11 protein-coding genes are annotated in these 16,774 nt (G+C 65.4%); 5 read left to right on the top strand and 6 right to left on the bottom strand.

What is annotated here, in order from left to right; all coding sequences use genetic code 11:
* The first annotated feature begins 6 nt into the window (after positions 1-6).
* Both AC5ZG5_RS29345 and AC5ZG5_RS29340 read left to right on the top strand, forming a co-directional pair.
* Positions 7-1,509 carry an AMP-binding protein gene (locus AC5ZG5_RS29345; RefSeq protein ID WP_456644887.1) on the top strand — a complete coding sequence of 501 codons (1,503 nt, stop codon included), beginning with the start codon at positions 7-9 and terminating at the stop codon, positions 1,507-1,509.
* 211 nt (positions 1,510-1,720) lie between these two features.
* Positions 1,721-2,947, top strand: a complete 1,227-nt coding sequence (locus AC5ZG5_RS29340; protein WP_456644886.1) for a GGDEF domain-containing protein — start codon at positions 1,721-1,723, stop codon at positions 2,945-2,947.
* 28 nt (positions 2,948-2,975) lie between these two features.
* Here the strand turns inward: AC5ZG5_RS29340 and AC5ZG5_RS29335 are convergent, their stop codons facing one another.
* Both AC5ZG5_RS29335 and AC5ZG5_RS29330 read right to left on the bottom strand, forming a co-directional pair.
* Positions 2,976-4,370, bottom strand: a complete 1,395-nt coding sequence (locus AC5ZG5_RS29335) for an FAD-dependent oxidoreductase (RefSeq protein WP_456644885.1) — start codon at positions 4,368-4,370, stop codon at positions 2,976-2,978.
* 299 nt (positions 4,371-4,669) lie between these two features.
* A complete protein-coding gene (locus AC5ZG5_RS29330) occupies positions 4,670-7,726 on the bottom strand; it encodes an autotransporter outer membrane beta-barrel domain-containing protein (protein ID WP_456644884.1) in 3,057 nt (1,018 codons plus the stop codon).
* A 465-nt stretch (positions 7,727-8,191) separates the two neighbouring features.
* On the opposite strand from AC5ZG5_RS29330, the gene AC5ZG5_RS29325 reads away from it, so the two are divergent.
* Positions 8,192-8,431: a hypothetical protein gene (locus AC5ZG5_RS29325; RefSeq protein WP_456644883.1), complete on the top strand. Its 240-nt coding sequence runs from the start codon at positions 8,192-8,194 to the stop codon at positions 8,429-8,431.
* A 9-nt stretch (positions 8,432-8,440) separates the two neighbouring features.
* Here AC5ZG5_RS29325 and AC5ZG5_RS29320 read toward each other — a convergent pair whose 3' ends face one another.
* The 3 genes from AC5ZG5_RS29320 to AC5ZG5_RS29310 all read right to left on the bottom strand — a co-directional run bounded on the left by AC5ZG5_RS29320 (position 8,441) and on the right by AC5ZG5_RS29310 (position 12,863).
* Positions 8,441-8,884, bottom strand: a complete 444-nt coding sequence (locus AC5ZG5_RS29320; protein ID WP_456644882.1) for a hypothetical protein — start codon at positions 8,882-8,884, stop codon at positions 8,441-8,443.
* 179 nt (positions 8,885-9,063) lie between these two features.
* Positions 9,064-12,582 (bottom strand): transcription-repair coupling factor, encoded by a 3,519-nt coding sequence (gene mfd / locus AC5ZG5_RS29315; RefSeq protein WP_456644881.1) that lies wholly within the window; start codon positions 12,580-12,582, stop codon positions 9,064-9,066.
* Entirely contained in the window at positions 12,579-12,863 is a 285-nt protein-coding gene (locus AC5ZG5_RS29310) for an FAD assembly factor SdhE (RefSeq protein ID WP_028163490.1), read from the bottom strand. The genes mfd and AC5ZG5_RS29310 overlap by 4 nt, the downstream gene beginning before the upstream one ends.
* Positions 12,864-13,070: 207 nt before the next feature.
* Between AC5ZG5_RS29310 and recG the strand changes: the two genes are divergently transcribed.
* On the top strand, positions 13,071-15,179 hold the full coding sequence (gene recG, locus AC5ZG5_RS29305; protein WP_456644880.1) for an ATP-dependent DNA helicase RecG: 2,109 nt from the start codon (positions 13,071-13,073) through the stop codon (positions 15,177-15,179).
* A 250-nt stretch (positions 15,180-15,429) separates the two neighbouring features.
* Positions 15,430-15,717 carry a GIY-YIG nuclease family protein gene (locus AC5ZG5_RS29300; protein WP_130229499.1) on the top strand — a complete coding sequence of 96 codons (288 nt, stop codon included), beginning with the start codon at positions 15,430-15,432 and terminating at the stop codon, positions 15,715-15,717.
* A 111-nt stretch (positions 15,718-15,828) separates the two neighbouring features.
* Here AC5ZG5_RS29300 and AC5ZG5_RS29295 read toward each other — a convergent pair whose 3' ends face one another.
* Positions 15,829-16,686: a DUF1932 domain-containing protein gene (locus tag AC5ZG5_RS29295; protein ID WP_456644879.1), complete on the bottom strand. Its 858-nt coding sequence runs from the start codon at positions 16,684-16,686 to the stop codon at positions 15,829-15,831.
* Between the last annotated feature and the right edge of the window lie 88 nt (positions 16,687-16,774).

Here is a 16,774-nt window from a genome sequence, read left to right as displayed (position 1 = left end):
GAACCCGTGACCCAATCCGCTTCGCCCACTCTTGATTCCCTGTTCAAGCGCGTGCTGGCGCGGCAGCCGGACGCACTGGCGCTGGTCGATCCGCTCAACAAGCAGCGCATCACCGGCCAGACGCGCAAGCGGCTGACCTATGCGCAAGCCGACCGCGCGATCTCGGCGCTAGCGGCGCATTTCATTGAAGCGGGATTGCCGGCCAATTCCGTGCTGGCCGTGCAATTGCCGAACACGGTCGAATTCGCGCTGACGGTGCTGGCGGCCCATCGCTGCGGCCTGGTGGTCGCGCCGATGCCGCTGCTTTGGCGGCACGCCGAACTGACCGCGGCATTGAACCGCACCGCCGCGCGGGCAATCGTGACGACGAGCCGGATCGACGGCGTCATCTACGCCGACTTCGCGATGAACGCGGCGGCGGAAGCGTTCTCGATCCGCCATGTCTGCGGTTTCGGCAGCGACCTGCCTGAAGGCATGGCGTCGCTCGACCAAGCTATCCTGCGGGAATCCTCGACCACGCGGGCGGTGATCCAGGACGGCCGCAAGGCCTCGCTGATCTCCTTCGATGTGACCGCCGATGGCTTCCGTCCGGTACCGCGCGCCCATTTCGCCGTGATCGCCGGCGGACTTGCGATGTCGCTGGAAAGCGACGTGCCGCAGGGCGCAACCATCATGTCAACTTTTACCCCGATGTCCTTCGCAGGCCTGGCTTCTTCGCTTGCGGTCTGGCTGCTCACCGGCGGCACTTTGGTGCTGCACCACCCCTTCGATGAAGAGGTGCTGCAGACCCAGATCAACGACCATGCCTGCGACACGCTGATTACGCCTGCGCCTCTGGCGCTGCGGCTGGCTGAACTTGACCTCGACGTCAACATGCCGAGCTTGCGCAACGTGATCGGGCTGTGGCGGGCGCCCGAACAGGTCGCCGCCGGCGCGTCCTGGACCGCGCAGCGCGCGACGCTGACGGACGTCTATCTGTTCGGCGAAGCCGGCCTGTTTGGCGCGCGCCGGACCGCCGAGGACGGTTCGCCAGCGCCGATCAAACCGGGTCCGCATGGCGCGCCGCGCGAGCTTCCGGGCTCCTCCATTGCCGGCGAGATCCTGCTGACGCCAACAGGTACGCTTGGCCTGCGTGGGCCGATGGTGCCCGCCGCAGCCTACGCACCGCCGCAAGTGCCGAACGACACGTTGATAGCGCCGCCCCCCCGCGACTACGTCGACACTGAATACGCAGCGCGGCTCGACCGTTCGACGGGCGCCATCAATATCACCGCGCCTCCGTCCGGCATCATGGCGGTTGGTGGCTACCGCTTCCTCGCCAACGACCTGCAGGAATGGTCGCGCCGACTCGGCCAGGGCGCGTTGCTCACCGCTCTGCCCGACCGCCTCGCCGGCCATCGCCTCGCAGGGCGCGCCCAGGACAATGCGCGCGCCCGCAACGCCATGACAGAACTCGGCCTCAATCCATTGATGGTCGAAGCCTTTCGCGATCGGACCGGCGGCATCTGAGCAAACCCCGCGTTAGAGCATGATCCGGAAAAGTGGAAACCGGTTTTCCCTCGCGACAAACGCGAAGCGTTTGCGCGGAGATCATGCTCAAACAAGGAGATGAGTTCATGATCCGATTCCGTCAAATCGGATCATGAACTAACGTTGACGCTGCATTAAGCGGCGGCAACTAGCATCGCTGCCAACGCTTCCGCCCGATCCGAGTTGCCGAATGCCCCAGCAAGGCCCGATCCTGATTGCCTCGACCACGGGTCGGCCAGCCTTTGCGCGCGCGCTCGATGAGAGCAGGCTGTTCCCGGTAATCGAGACCACATGGACTGACGCCGCGCGCGCCGTCACCCAGGTACAGCCAGCCGCCGTGATCGCCGCTGCCTCGAGCAGAGATGAGGCGGGACTTGCCGAATTGGCAGCGATCATCGCGCCACGCCAGCCCTATCTGCCGCTGATCGCCGTCAATCCCGAAGCGGCATTGCCCGACAATGCCATTCCGTTCTTTCATGCCGAGAAGCATCCCAGCCGCCTGGTCGCGCGTCTGAACGCGGTGCTGCGCATCCGCTCGCTGCATTCCACCGTGATGCGGCGCCTGGTACCGCCCTCGCCGATCCTGCTGTCGGATATCGACACCAGCCGCGACGCGACCGTGCTCCTGATTGGCCGCGGCGGCGCCTACCCGGCGCTCTCGGTTGTGCTCGGCGAGCGTTGCGGCGTGGTCGGCGCGCTCAGCATCGAGGCGGCCGCCAAGCATCTCAATTCTCGCGACGTCGATGGCATCGTTCTCGGCGAAGGCTTTACGCTGCGTGTGATCGATGCCTTCCTGACGGTGCTTGCCGAAGACGCCCGCTTCCGCAATCTGCCGGTCGTGGTAACGCCGGACGGGCTTGCCCCCAGCTACGAACTGCCCCATCTCGAGCTGGTTGCCCGCGAGCCGGCCGACGTCGCCGCGATCGCTCTGCCCTTGGTGCGCCAGCACGCATTCGAAGTGCATTTGAGCCGGACGCTGCGCGCGATCGACGCCGAGGGCCTGATCGATGCGCGCACTGGCCTGCTCACCCGCATTGCCTTTGAGCGCGATTTCGCCACCGCCGTCTATCAAGCCACCGAGCACGGCGGCGCGTTGAGTGTGGCGCGCTTCGCCTTCGATCCCGACCATCCCCGCGCGCAATTCGACGGCGCGCGCATTATCAGCCGCCTGATGCGCCAGATGGATTTCGGCGCGGCCCAGGAAGACGGATCGGTCATCGTCGTATTCGCGGGCGCCGACTTGCGCAACGCCCATGCCATCGCGCGTCGCCTGTCCAGCGTCATGCGCCACACCAGCCATGGCACGCACGATATGCGTTCCGATCCCAGCGTGAGCGTCGCTACGCTGCTGTCGAACGACACGGCAAGATCGCTGCTCGCGCGGCTCCACGACGAGGCGCACCGCGCGGCATCATAGCGGCGCAAGGAGCGCCCGCGTCGTCCGATCAAGACCGCGGCGGCACGTTTGCGAATAGCGGCCCCAATCCTTCCGCGATGGTGAGATGGGCGATGACGGCATCACGCAACTTTGGGTACGGCAAGCCGGCGAGCATTGCGGTCTGGATGACGGCCATGACCTCGCCGGCCTCGGAACCGATCATTGAGAAGCCGAGGACACGGTCGTCATTCGCGCTGACGACCACCTTCATGAAGCCATCGGTCTCGTCGGTTGCCTCCGTGCGCAGGACATGACTCATCGGCAGCTTCGCGACACGCGCAGGGAGACCCTGCCGCTTGGCTTCCTGCTCGGAGAGGCCGACACGTGCGAGCGGCGGATCGGTGAACACGACATAGGGAATGAGGCGATCGTCGGTCCTGCGGCTGCCGCCGGCCATGTTGTCCCTTACAATTCTGAAGTCATCGATCGAGACATGCGTGAACTGGGGGCTGCCGCAGCATTCGCCGATCGCCCAGACACTGGGCGCACTCGTTTGCAGTCGTTCGTTGACCCGGATGAAGCCGCGGGCATCGAGTTCTATTCCGGCTTCGTCGAGCCCGATTCCGGCGGTATTGGCGACCCGGCCAACTGCCACAAGCAAGTCGCTGCCTTCGATCTTCTCTTCGCCCTTGGCAGTACGCACGCTCACCGACACTGTATCGCCGGAAACGCCATGGACGCTGATAGGTTGGGCGTTCAGCAACACGTCAATCCCCTCGCCGCTCAGAATGCGCTGAATCTCTTCGGCCGCATCGGCATCTTCCCGTCCCATGAGCTGGCGACCCGGCTCGATGATTGTCACCCGGCTGCCGAACCGACGGAAGCCCTGTGCCATTTCGACACCGACATAGCCGCCCCCGAGTACGATCAAGTGCGACGGCGCGTAGTCGAGCTCTAGCGCTTCGATATGAGTAAGCGCACGCGCGGCCTTGAGACCGGCGATCTCAGGAATGGCTGCGTGCGTACCAACATTGAGGACAACCTCGTCACCCGCGAGCAAGCGGGTACCCCCATCGTTCAACGCGACCTGAAGGGTCTTCGGACCCACGAAGTGGCCGCTGCCCATGATGAGTTCTGCGCCGCTCTCCTTGTAGGCGTTTAGGTGGAATGCGATCTCGCGGTCGACCATGCCCTGTTTGCGAGCGCGCACCTTGCCCATATCGGTTTTGACGGCGCCAGTCAGTGTCCCGAAATGCGCAGCGTTCCGCACGAGGTGAGCGACCCGCGCACTCCAGATTTCATTCTTCGACGGGAGACAGGCGACTGCCGGGCAGGAGCCGCCGACCCAGCGGCGCTCGACCACGGCGACTTTCTTGGCGGAACGGCCAAGATGCCATGCGAGCTGCTTGCCGCCCTGACCGCTGCCGAGGATGACGACATCGAAGTGTTCAGCCTGAGACATGGATCATCTCCCTGTTGTCTCCGAAACGGACCCTTACCTCCGGGGACATAGGAGTGCGCCAGAGGCGCCACCGCTATGCGCCGCTGATCGTGATCGCGCTCTTATGGTTGCGGCTGGAACCTTCGGGGTGGAGAGCGCTGCCCTGGCTGCCGCCACGCCGAAGTTCCCCGCACGACACTCGTCGCGCGTGGTGGGGTTTGCGTCGCGCCTCTGCTAGTGCGCTCCTAGATCATGATCTCCGCGCGAGCGCTTCGCGTTGTCGCGAGGGAAAGCCGGTTTCTACTTTTCCGGATCGGGCTCTAGAATCTCCAGGAGAAGCTGCCCTTGACCGAATGATCCTGCACGCGGTCCGCGAGCTGGCCGACATAGGAGATGCCGACGCTGGCTTGCGGCGTGACCCGCAAGTCGAGCCCGCCTTCGACCAGCGCCGCGTTGCGCGCGAGCGGCACGCCCGCGACCATGAAGTTCGCGCCCGTGCTCTGGAACGCCAGCGCCGCCGTCGGGGTGACATCACCGAGCGCGTACTGCCACGCCACCGAGGCGCGCGGCGTCAGCGACATGCCGTTCGTCAGCAGGAAGCTGGTGGCGATGCGCGCGCCGAGCGTCGAGTAGCCGACGTCTTCCTTGGTGCCGGAGCCGAGCAACGCGGCGATGCCGCTACCGCCGGTCTCATTGAAACTGTTGGTGTCGAGATGGACCCAGGCGAGCCCCGCAAACGGTTCGAGCGCAACCTGTCCGACGGTCAGCCCATAACCCACCTCGCCGAACACCTGCGCCGTGGTGGCGTCGTAGCGGGCGCGCGCGGTGTCGAAGAAGTTCGGGAAGACGATCGAACGGCTGGTATCGAGCGTGCTGAAGCTTGCCGCCGCAGCGCCGCGCAGGCTGAGCGCACCGTAGGTCGCACCGACATAGCCGGCGAGATGGGCGGTCTCGACATCAGCGGAACTCGTCCGGTCGCTGACGCGGACGGTTGAACTGGTGTAGCCGCCGGCGATGCCCACGATCGAGTTGGGAGCGAAGCGATGATCGACGCCGCTGAAGAAGCCGGCAAGATCGCGCGTCATGCCAGCGGCATTGCCGTTGCCGTCGAGCCGGCCCCAGGCGCCGACGCCCTGCGCCCAGAACGCCGTCTCGGGAAGCACTGCGGGCACTGCGGGCGGCGCTTTCATCGGGAAAGCCGATTTGCCCACCCCTGCATAGGCGAGCGCAGGACTGGCCGACGCGGCCAACTGCGGGCCTCCGGAGGTGAGCGCGGCCATCGGCCCCGCGTCGCCGGTGAATGAAGCCTGCCGCAACCGTCCGAGCACGGCCTCGCGCAGATAGCGGGCGTCGTCGATCATTGCGGTCTGCGCGCTGGCATGCACTTCGCCCGACAGCGCATCGAACGCCTGCCGCGCGCCGGCCGCACTCTGGTTGAGCACGGCAATCACCAGCGGGCTGGTCAGTGAACTCTCCTGCAAGGCGCCGGCCGCCGTGCGCTGGTTTGGGGTCTCCGCGACGTCGGGGAATGCGGTGCTGCTGCGGGCGAATCTCAGGAATACGTCGTTGGCACCGTAGCTCAAAGTCGGCGTCAGGAAGATGAGGCTGCTGCTGACATCCGCAAACGTGCCGGTGACGCCGCCGTTCGCGGTGAGGATGGTGTAGGCTGTCTGCGGCGAAAAGATTCCGCTCTGCGCCAGCGCCAGCACGGTGCCCCCCGTGAGGGTTGCGGTCCCGGTAGCGACAATCCGATCGGATTGGCCGGCCGCATTGGTCTCGACTTGGTAGATCGAGCCCGCCGCGAAGCTGACATTGCCGGCGACGTTCAGGGTGCCGATCGAATTGCCGGGCGCGACGGCGCCGCCATTCGCAACAGCGAGGCCGCCGATGGTACCGATGCCGCCGAGCGTGCCGCCGCCGTTCACAGTGACGGTGCTGGCGAGGCTCGCGCCGGCGTGGTTGTCATCGCCGACCACGAGCTTGCCGGCATTGACGGTGGTTGGACCGGTGTAGGTGCTTTGGCCGTTGAGAACCAGGGTCTTCGAACCGGCCTTGATGAGAGCACCGCCTCCGGTGATCACATTGCTGAGCGTCATGTCCGACGACTGGTCAAACGTCAGCGTGCCGGCCTGGATTGCAATATTGCCAGTCAGGCCCGGCGTCGAGCTGCCGAAGATGAGTGTGTTTGCCCCACCAAGAAATGTGAGAGCGTTGGCGCGGGTCATACCGTCGTTGGACAAGCCGCCTGAAATCGCGCCGTTGTTGATGACAGTCGCATCCGTGCCGACGATGCCGGCGCCGCCGCCGAGGGTGCCGCCGCTCCCGCCATCTCCCCCGATGATCGATCCTGTGTTGGTAAGCGATGAACCCGACAGAATGGCACCGGCTCCGCCACCACTGCCCCCCGCCCCACCGCTGCCGCCTCCGAGACCGCCGCGAATGATGCCGCGATTGTCGAGCGACGAGGCGGCACTCAGAGACACGCCAGCGCCGCCGCTCCCAGCGGGAGCCAGGACGCCGCCATATCCCACGGCGCCGCTGCCGCCTATGCCGCCGGTGATGTTGCCAGTGTTGACAACCGAAAGTGCGGCCCCGACAAGGCCGGCACCGCCAGCGCCTCCGACGCCACCACCTCCAGCGCCGACGGCTGCGCCGGCCGTCCCGCCGGTGCCCCCAGCGATTGTCCCGGTGTTGGTGAAGCTGGCACCTGTGGCACTGAATTGAACGCCCACGCCACCGCTGCCGCCACTACCGCCGGTGTCAGGATACGGGGGGCCACCGTAAATTCCCGACTTGCCGCCGTCGCCGCCACTGCCACCGGTGATGGTCCCGCTATTGCTGCTGACGCCGTTGCCGGTGATCACCGCTCCGTACCCGCCTGCCCCGCCACCGCCGCCGCCGCCCGCGCCCCCCGAATTGGCGTCGCCGCCCTTGCCGCCTCGGCCGCCGACCATCGTCCCAGTGTTGGTCAGAATCGTTGTGCCGGCGCCGTTGCCATTGTATCCGCCGCCACCGCCGCTTCCGCCCAGGAGGCCGGTCTGTCCGTCATGGCCGTTCGGATCGCCCGCCGTACCTCCGGTGCCACCAGGAAGACCGCCGAACGCACTACCGCCGTCACCGCCTCCAGCGCCGCCGCCGCCGGCCCCAGCCAACGAATCAGGACGCACGCTATCGCCCGGATTCCCGGTATAACCAACGCCGCCAGCAGCAGGGAACCAGCCGAACCCGGCGCCGCCCCGGCCGCCATCAGCCCACGCCGCCATGGTGAAGCCGATAACCACACAAAAGGCTGTGGAACCGACACGCATGACGCGCCGGACCTGACGATGACGATAGCCGTCGCCCCGCGACTGGCGGTCCGAACATTTCCACGTCATTGCAGCCCCCACGACACTACCAATTTTCCGCACGCGCCTGTGGTTGCCGCAAAGCCATTTGCACGACTTCTGATCACGTCAACCTGTGCGGCGACTTGCCCATCACCGATGCCGATGTTCGCGAGAAAGTTCGCGACATTGGACTTCAGCAACGTTGATACTTACGCTGGCTCCTCAACGACGCCGAGGAAACAACGCACGCACCCAAACAGTCTTCGATGAATCACGATCTGACTACTAACCGCAAGGGTATACAGGCGGTGGCGTGAGCGTTAAGAAAAACGAGCGAGGCTTTGCTGCAACAGATCGGGTTCCCGATTGCTGCAAACTGCGCGCAAAATAGATTCAATCTCAACCAGAAACTGCAACGCAGAATCCCATGGACAACAGGGACAATGATCTCGACGCCGAGATCATTCGCCTTTCCGAGTCCGAGCCCGATCTGAACGCGCCGCCTAGATTAGCGTGCCGTTCACGAGCATCATTCGCCTGATCGACGCGGAAGTTGTGAGCTTCTCCGAATTCCATCACGCGAGCCAGGGCGTCGCCACGATCAACGCGCACGTCAAGGCGATCAACAGCAAGATCGACTCGGACAGCCGCCGTGCGGCCATCGTCATCGCCCACACCACACCGCCTTTCGCCGATCTGCCGCCGCTCTGGAAGCTCGGCCTCGAGGCGTGGGGCAGCCAGGCGCAGCCGTAAGCTTCTTGGTCAGTAGCAGCGCGTGATGTTGACGGTGTGCTCACCGCCGCGCCGTCCGGGGACCGTCACGCTCTCCGAGGGGCAGCTCGAGACATAGGGTCGATCGGAAGGTTCAACCATTGGCGGATAGCGATGGGCCCAGTCCCAGGGGACGTCATAGGTGTAGGTGTTGCGGAAGTCGCCCGAGACCGATTGCGGTTGCGGCGTGCCGGCGATGCCTTCGCTGGCCGGTGGCGCATAGAAGTCGCCTGCTACGCCCGGCCAGAAACCACCGACAAAACCTCTCCGATGCGGCCGGAACGCAGGACCAACGTGCCCGCGCACGACCGACGGCGCCGAAGCAACCCCGGCGCGCGCTGCTCCTCCCGACCTCGCGGATGCATCATTCGCAGCGAACAGAAGCGCTGCTGCGCCAACAGACGCGATCAACGCGCCACAGATTCGATAGCTCATGGTACGCACCAACTCGCCGGTTACGGAGCCGCACTCGGCGCACGCTAGGCCATGCGCTTTCGTGCCGCCAACGCATACTTAACTGGTAGTTAAGCAGTAATATTAACAGCCAGCTATTGTCTCAAAAGCTCGGGATCGGCCGCGCGCGCGACCGGCATCCCACGGAAGGGAAGGCAAGCTTACGCCGCCTTCTTGTTCTCGGCGAGATTGGCAAGTTGCCGCAGGATTTCCGTTGTCCCTGCAAGCCGTTCCTCCGGAGTCTTCCATTCCTGGAAGAACACGACCTTCATGTCGGGCCGCACCTTGGCGGCTTGGCCATGCTGGCGGATGAAGGCAACCAAGCGGTCCGGCTGGGCAAAGGCATTGTCGCGGAACGAGATCACGGCGCCCTTCGGGCCGGCATCGACCTTCTCGACATTGGCGCGGCGGCAGTAGGCCTTGATGGTGGCGACCTTGAACAGATAGCGCACCTCGTCGGGCAGCACGCCGAAGCGGTCGCGCATCTCGACTGCGAAATTGTCGATCTCCTCTTCGGTGTCGAGATCGGCGAGCCGCCGGTACAGCGACAGCCGCACCGAAAGATCGTTGACGTAATCCTCCGGAATGAGCACGGGCATGCCGATCGTGATCTGCGGCGACCAGCGGTCGGCGGCAGGCTCGGCGACGCCGGCTTTGAGGTTGACGATCGCCTCCTCCAGCATCGACTGATAGAGCTCGAAGCCGACTTCCTTGATGTGACCGGACTGCTCCTCGCCGAGCAGATTGCCGGCGCCGCGGATGTCGAGGTCGTGCGACGCGAGCTGGAAGCCCGCGCCCAGCGTCTCCAGCGACTGCAGCACCTTGAGCCGCCGTTCGGCCTGCGCCGTGATCTTCTGCTGCGCCGGCAGCGTGAACAGCGCATAGGCCCGCAGCTTCGAGCGACCGACGCGGCCGCGGAGCTGATAGAGCTGGGCAAGGCCGAACATGTCGGCGCGATGCACGATCAGCGTGTTGGCATTGGGGATATCGAGCCCTGACTCGACGATCGTGGTCGACAGCAGGATGTCGTATTTGCCGTCGTAGAACGCCGACATGATGTCCTCGATCACGGTCGGCGGCATCTGGCCGTGCGCCACCGCGACCTTCATCTCCGGCACGTTCTTGTCGAGGAAGTCCTTGACACCAGCGAGATCCTCGATCCGCGGCACCACATAGAACGCCTGTCCGCCGCGATAACGCTCGCGAAGCAGCGCCTCGCGAATCATCAAGGGATCATGCGGCGCGACGAAGGTGCGCACCGCGAGCCGGTCGACCGGGGGCGAGGCAATGATCGAGAGCTCGCGCACGCCGGTCAGTGCAAGCTGCAGCGTGCGCGGGATCGGCGTCGCGGACAGCGTCAGCACATGCACCTGCGCCCGGAGCTGCTTCAGCCGCTCCTTGTGGCCGACGCCGAAATGCTGTTCCTCGTCGACGATCAAAAGGCCCAGGTCCTTGAACTTGATCGACTTGCCGAGCAGCGCATGGGTGCCGACGACGACATCGACGCTGCCGTCAGTGAGCCCCTTCTTGACCTGCGTCAGCTCCTTTGTCGGGATCAGCCGCGAGGCCTGCGCGACATTGACCGGGAAGCCGCGGAAGCGCTCGGCAAAGGTCTTGCTGTGCTGGCGCGCGAGCAGCGTGGTCGGCACCACCACCGCAACCTGCTTGCCGTCGAGCGCGACCGCAAATGCCGCGCGCAGCGCCACTTCGGTCTTGCCGAAGCCGACATCGCCGCAGATCAGCCGGTCCATGGGGCGGCCGCTCTCGAGGTCCTTCAGCGTCGAGTTGATCGCGCCGAGCTGGTCCTCGGTCTCCTCATAGGGGAAGCGCGCGCAGAACTCGTCATAGACATGCGGCTGCACCGGCATCTTCGGCGCTTCATGCAGCATGCGCTCGGCCGCGATCTTGATCAATTCGCCCGCGATCTCGCGGATGCGGTTCTTCAGTTTCGCCTTGCGCGCCTGCCAGCCGGTGCCGCCGAGACGATCCAATTCGACATTGGCGCTGTCGGAGCCGTAGCGCGACAGCAGCTCGATGTTCTCGACCGGCAAAAACAGTTTTGTCTCCGCCGCATAATGCAGCTCGAGACAGTCATGCGGCGCGCCCCCGACCTCCAGCGTCTGCAGGCCGACGAAGCGGCCGATGCCGTGCTCGACATGGACGACGAGATCGCCGGCCGACAGGCTCGTGACCTCCGAGATGAAGTTGTCGAGCTTGCGATGCGCCTTGCGCGGCCGCACCAGGCGGTCGCCCAGGATATCCTGCTCGCTGATGACGGCGACATCGTCGGTCTCGAAGCCCGATTCCATGCCGAGCACAGCGAGCATTGCCTCGTTGCGCGGCGTCGCCTGCACCATGCGCCAGGTGTTGACGTTGGTGACATTGTGGAGCTTGTGGTCCTGAAGCATCGAGCCCATGCGGTCGCGCGAGCCCTCGCTCCACAACGCAATCACCACCTTCTTGCGCTGCGCCTGCAGGGCCTGCACATGGGCGGCGACGGCCTGGAACACGTTGATGGAGGTATCGGCGCGCTCCGGCGCGAAGTTGCGGCCCTGCCGCGCGCCGGCGTCGAACACCTCCGTGCTGCCTTCGGGCACGGCAAACGGCGTCAGCCGCGCCAGTGCGCCATCGTTCAGGCGCTGCGTCCATTCTGCCTCGGTGAGATAGAGCTGGTCCGGCGGCAGGGGCTTGTAGATCGCGCCGCCACCGGGATGCTCCATCGCCTCGCGCCGCGCGTCATAGTAGTCGACAATCTGCTTGAAGCGCTCGCGCGCGGCGTCCTCGCCCTGCGGCTCGATCGCAATCGGCGCGCCGTCGAGATAGTCGAGCAGCGTGTCCATCCGCTCCTGGAACAGCGGCAGCCAGTGCTCCATGCCGGGATGGCGGCGGCCTTCGGTGACGGCTTCATACAACGCATCGTCGCGCTCCGGCGCGCCGAAGGCGGCGACATAGCCCATCCGGAAGCGACGGATGGTTTCCGTGGTGAGCTGGAATTCCGAGACCGGAACCAGATCGAGCCCGCGCATGTCCAGGAGCGTACGCTGGGTCTCGGCATCGAAGGTGCGGATCGATTCCAGGGAATCGCCGAAGAAATCGAAGCGCACGGGCTGCTCGAGCCCGGCCGGAAACAGGTCGAGGATGCCGCCGCGCACCGCATATTCGCCGGGCTCGCGCACGGTGGAGGAGCGCGTATAGCCATTGTGCTCAAGCCAGGCGACGATCGAGTCCATCGGCACGACATGGCCCGGCGCGACCGACAGCGCCTGCGCCGCCACCACCTCGCGCGCCGGCACCCGCTGCACGATGGCGTTCACGGTGGTCAGCACGATCAGAGGCTTGTCGCTGCCGGCGAGCCGCGACAGTCGTGCCAGCGTGGTCAGGCGCTGCGCCAGGACGCCACCATGCGGCGAGACACGGTCATAGGGCTGGCAGTCCCAGGCCGGGAACTGCATCACGGCAAGATCGGGCGCGAAGAATTCCAGTGCGCGGGCAAGCTGCTGCATCCGCGCCCCGTCGCGGCAGACCACGGCAAGGCTGACCGCCGGCCGCTTCGGCTTCGCCGCGATCGCGCGCGCGAGATCGGCGATGATGAGCCCCTCGGCCCCCTCCGCGACATTGGCAAAGGTCACCGCGCGCCCGGGGGCCAGCAGCGCGGCGGGCGATTTGGCTTGTGGTTTCATGTGTCGTGTTCCACCGCGCGAAACGCCTTGATGCGGGCAAACAGCGCCCCTGCCTCGTCAAGCGGCCTGTCGCCGATCAGCGCGGCATAGAGGTCGGGATCGGGCACCTCGAGCAGATGCTCCAGTTCGGACAGTTCGGCCTCCGAGAGGTTACCGATTTCGGCGTCGGCAAAGCGGCCGAGGATGAGGTCCATCTCGCGGGTGCCACGATGCCAGCAGCGAAACAATAGCCGCTTGCGGCGGTCGTCGAGCCCGCCGCTCGACCGTGTCGTTCCCGTCATGTCGCCAAATCCATCCAAACGCCAAAAGCCCGGACGTGCCGGGCGGGGGTGATATAGCGACTGGGATGACCGATGTCAGCCCTTCTTGTTCCCAATTATCAACGCCTCCCGTCATTGCCGGGCTTGACCCGGCAATCCATCCTCTCTTGAAGATGGATGCGCGGATCAAGTCCGCGCATGACGCGTCTCGCACGACGAAAGACCTGAATGCGCCCTGCTCTGCTCAATCCCCTGTTTGCGCCGGTCACGAGCCTGTCAGGCGTCGGGCCGAAGCAGGACAAGCTGCTCCGCTATCTGCTCGACCGCAGCGAGACGCCGCGGCTGGTCGATCTGTTGCTGCATCTGCCCGCAAGCGTGATCGACCGCCGCGCGCGGCCGAAGATCCGCGACGCGGTTCCGGGCACGGTGGTGACGCTTGAGGTCACGATCGACCGCCATCGCCCGCCCCCGCCGCGCAATTCGCGTGCGCCCTATCTCGTCTATGCCAGCGACGACACCGCCGATGTGGTGCTCACCTTCTTCCGCGCCCAGCCGGGCTATGTCGAGAAGCTGCTTCCCGTCGGAACCAAGCGCTATGTCTCCGGCACCTTGCAGATGTACGACGGCATCCCCCAGATCGTGCATCCCGACCGCGTCGTCGATGAAGAGGGCTTTGCAAAACTCTCCGGCATCGATCCGGTCTATCCGCTGACCGAGGGACTTGCGATCGGCTCGCTCCGCCGTGCCATCGCGCAGGCGCTGCAGAAACTGCCCGCATTGCCAGAGTGGATCAGCCCGGAGGTGCTGCGCCGCTGCAGCTTTCCGCCGATCGCGGAAGCGCTGCAGCGTGTCCATGTGCCGGTCGAGCTCACCGACATCCTGCCTGACGGCCCGTTCTGGTCGCGCCTTGCCTTCGACGAGCTGCTCGCCGGGCAATTGGCGCTGGCGCTGATCCGCGCCCAACTCCGCCGGCCTGCCGGCGACCGCAATGCCGGTGACGGCCATCTGCGCAACAAGATCATCGACGCGCTGCCCTATGCACTGACGGCTTCGCAACGCTCCGCTATGGCGGCGATTGCAGAAGATCTGCGCCAGCCGGTGCGCATGCTGCGCCTGCTGCAGGGCGACGTCGGGTCCGGCAAGACCGTGGTGGCGCTGCTCGCGGCCGCGGCCGTCGCCGAAGTCGGCAAGCAGGCCGCGCTGATGGCGCCGACCGAAATCCTGGCGCGGCAGCACATCAAGACCATCGCCCCGCTTGCGGAGCGCGCCGGTCTTCGTGTCGCGATCCTCACCGGCCGCGAGAAGGGCAAGGAGCGGCGTGAACTGCTCGCCCGGCTCGAAGCCGGCGAGATCGACCTTTTGGTCGGCACCCATGCGCTGATCCAGGACGACGTGATCTTCAAGTCGCTGGCGCTTGCGATCGTCGACGAGCAGCATCGCTTCGGCGTGCGCGAGCGGCTGGCGCTGACATCGAAAGGCGAAGCGGTGGACGTGTTGGTGCTGAGCGCCACGCCGATCCCGCGCACGCTGGTGCTCACCTATTTCGGCGACATGGACATCTCCGAATTGCGAGAAAAACCGGCCGGCCGCCAGCCGATCGATACCCGCGCCGTGCCGGCGAGCCGCATCAGCGACGTCATCGACGCCGTCGGCCGCGCGCTGACGGCGGGCAAGCTGGTCTACTGGATCTGCCCGCTGGTGGAGGAATCCGAAGCCGAAGGCACCGAACACCTGACCAACGCGACGAAGCGGTTCGAGAGCCTGCAGAAGCGTTTCGGCGACAGTGTCGGCCTCGTCCACGGCCAGATGAAGGGCGCGGAGAAGGACGCCGTGATGGCGCAGTTCGCCGCGCATGAGATCACGCTGCTGGTCGCCACCACCGTGGTCGAGGTCGGCGTCGACGTGCCGGCAGCGACCATCATGGTGATCGAGAACGCAGAGCGTTTTGGACTTGCGCAACTGCACCAACTGCGCGGCCGGATCGGGCGCGGCTCGGAGGCGTCAACCTGCCTGCTACTCTACCAGGAGCCGCTCGGGGAGATCGCCAAAGCGCGGCTGAAAGTGATCCGCGAAACCACCGACGGCTTCCGTATCGCCGAGGAAGACCTGAAGCTGCGCGGCGAAGGCGACGTGCTCGGCATCCGCCAAAGCGGCCTTCCAGGCTACCGCATCGCGCGCCCTGAGGTGCACGGCCAGCTCATCGCGCAGGCCCGCGACGAAGCGCTACGCATCATGAAGGACAATCCGAAGCTGAAAGGCGAGCGCGGCGACGCCTTGCGCTGCCTGCTCTACCTGTTCGAACGTGACGAAGCGATCCCCCTGATCGGCGCGGGGTGACGTTCTTCCCCGTCATTGCGAGCGCAGCGAAGCAATCCATGGTACGGCAAGCGGGGACGTGGATTGCTTCGTCGCTTCGCTCCTCGCAATGACGGTGTTTGTGGCAGCAGGACCGCGCAACCCCAACCGCCGTCATTGCGAGCGCAAGCGAAGCAATCCACCTTTCCGCGGTCTCGAAAGCCAATGGATTGCTTCGTCGCTTTCGCTCCTCGCTATGACGGTGTAAGTTTGCGTTGTGGAGGGCGAACGAATGAAGCAGCCGTGCGTGTACATCGTCGCAAACAAGCGTCATGGAACGCTCTATGCGGGTGTGACATCGTATCTGCCGAAGAGGGCCTTTGAGCATCGCGAAGGACTCGTAGAAGGCTTTACGGCGAAATACGGCTGCAAGGTGCTGGTCTGGTACGAACTCCACGACACCATGCTCGACGCCATCGCGCGCGAAAAACAGATCAAGGCCGGCAGCCGCGCGAAGAAGATCGCCCTGATTGAAGCTGTGAACCCGGATTGGAAAGATTTGTACGACACGTTGATCTGACTGGCTCTTACCCCGTCATCGCGAGCGCGGCGAAGCAATCCATGCCTCCACGCACGCGGTGACAATGGATTGCTTCGTCGCTTCGCTCCTCGCAATGACGGTGGTAGCTTTTTAGCTATTCTTCGCCTTGCAGCTCTCGGCGAACGCCCGCAGCTTCGCGACGTCCTCGCCCGCGCCGCTCGCATCCGCAGCGATGTGCTCGAACAGCCGCGCGAATCCCTCATAGGCGAGACTGGCGGGATGATCCGGGCCGAGGAAAGCGGCGATCTCGCGCATCTCGGCGACCCAGCGATACGCCTTCGGCACCATATCGGGCAGCGCATTCCCGATCCGCGCCAAAATGTGCGGCTGGCTGAGTGCCAGTTCGTCGCGCAACGCGTCCGCGGCGCCCGCGCGCGTGGCCGCCAGCACCATGGCGGCGCCGACGGCCGTCAGGCCTTTGTTGATGCCCGCATACGACATCTTGAGCGCGGAAGCAGCGCCGACCGGCCCTTCGACGATGCGCAAGTCGAGACCGAATTGCTTGAGCACTGCGAGGTCCTGCGCATGTTCGCCCGAGACATAGAATGTCGGTCCGGCTGAGCCTGGTTTCGGCGGCAGGCCGATGACCGCGCCATCGACGAAGCGCGCGCCGGAAGCCGCGATGATGTCGGCGACTTTCTGCACCGTCTCGACATTGACGGCATTGCAATCGACGACGACAGGTCTCGTTCGGTGTTTCGCGATATTGGCCGCCAACTGCTCGGCCAGCGCGATCGCCTCGCCGGGTGGCACGATCGACAAGATGATGTCGGCAGCGGCGATATCAGCGTCGTCGGCCGCCATCATGCCGGCGGCAGCCGCGCGTTTGGCGCTCGCTTCGCTCCGGCCGTGAAGTGAGGTCAGGACGCGGGCGCCGTGTTCGGCCAGGCGTTGCGCCACCGCGCTGCCCATGGCGCCCGGCGCGAGGATCGCGATCGTATTGGACATGATGGATCCTGAAGGGTTTTGTAAGACCGCACTTGTAGAACGATCCGAAGGCGAACACGAGTTCGCCTCACCTTCAAAATCGGGAGAG

Source organism: Bradyrhizobium sp. Ses1 (genome assembly GCF_059512365.1).
The sequence above is the reverse complement of the archived record's forward strand: the minus strand, read 5'-3'. Positions and strand labels throughout refer to the sequence as shown.

What these genes read in the sequence shown, in the direction of transcription:
- AC5ZG5_RS29295 (WP_456644879.1), bottom strand. Translation starts at nt 16,686, where the DNA reads ATGTCCAATACGATCGCGATCCTCGCGCCGGGCGCCATGGGCAGCGCG.
- AC5ZG5_RS29335 (WP_456644885.1), bottom strand. Translation starts at nt 4,370, where the DNA reads ATGTCTCAGGCTGAACACTTCGATGTCGTCATCCTCGGCAGCGGTCAG.
- AC5ZG5_RS29320 (WP_456644882.1), bottom strand. Translation starts at nt 8,884, where the DNA reads ATGAGCTATCGAATCTGTGGCGCGTTGATCGCGTCTGTTGGCGCAGCA.
- mfd (WP_456644881.1), bottom strand. Translation starts at nt 12,582, where the DNA reads ATGAAACCACAAGCCAAATCGCCCGCCGCGCTGCTGGCCCCCGGGCGC.
- recG (WP_456644880.1), top strand. Translation starts at nt 13,071, where the DNA reads ATGCGCCCTGCTCTGCTCAATCCCCTGTTTGCGCCGGTCACGAGCCTG.
- AC5ZG5_RS29310 (WP_028163490.1), bottom strand. Translation starts at nt 12,863, where the DNA reads ATGACGGGAACGACACGGTCGAGCGGCGGGCTCGACGACCGCCGCAAG.
- AC5ZG5_RS29330 (WP_456644884.1), bottom strand. Translation starts at nt 7,726, where the DNA reads ATGACGTGGAAATGTTCGGACCGCCAGTCGCGGGGCGACGGCTATCGT.
- AC5ZG5_RS29300 (WP_130229499.1), top strand. Translation starts at nt 15,430, where the DNA reads ATGAAGCAGCCGTGCGTGTACATCGTCGCAAACAAGCGTCATGGAACG.
- AC5ZG5_RS29340 (WP_456644886.1), top strand. Translation starts at nt 1,721, where the DNA reads ATGCCCCAGCAAGGCCCGATCCTGATTGCCTCGACCACGGGTCGGCCA.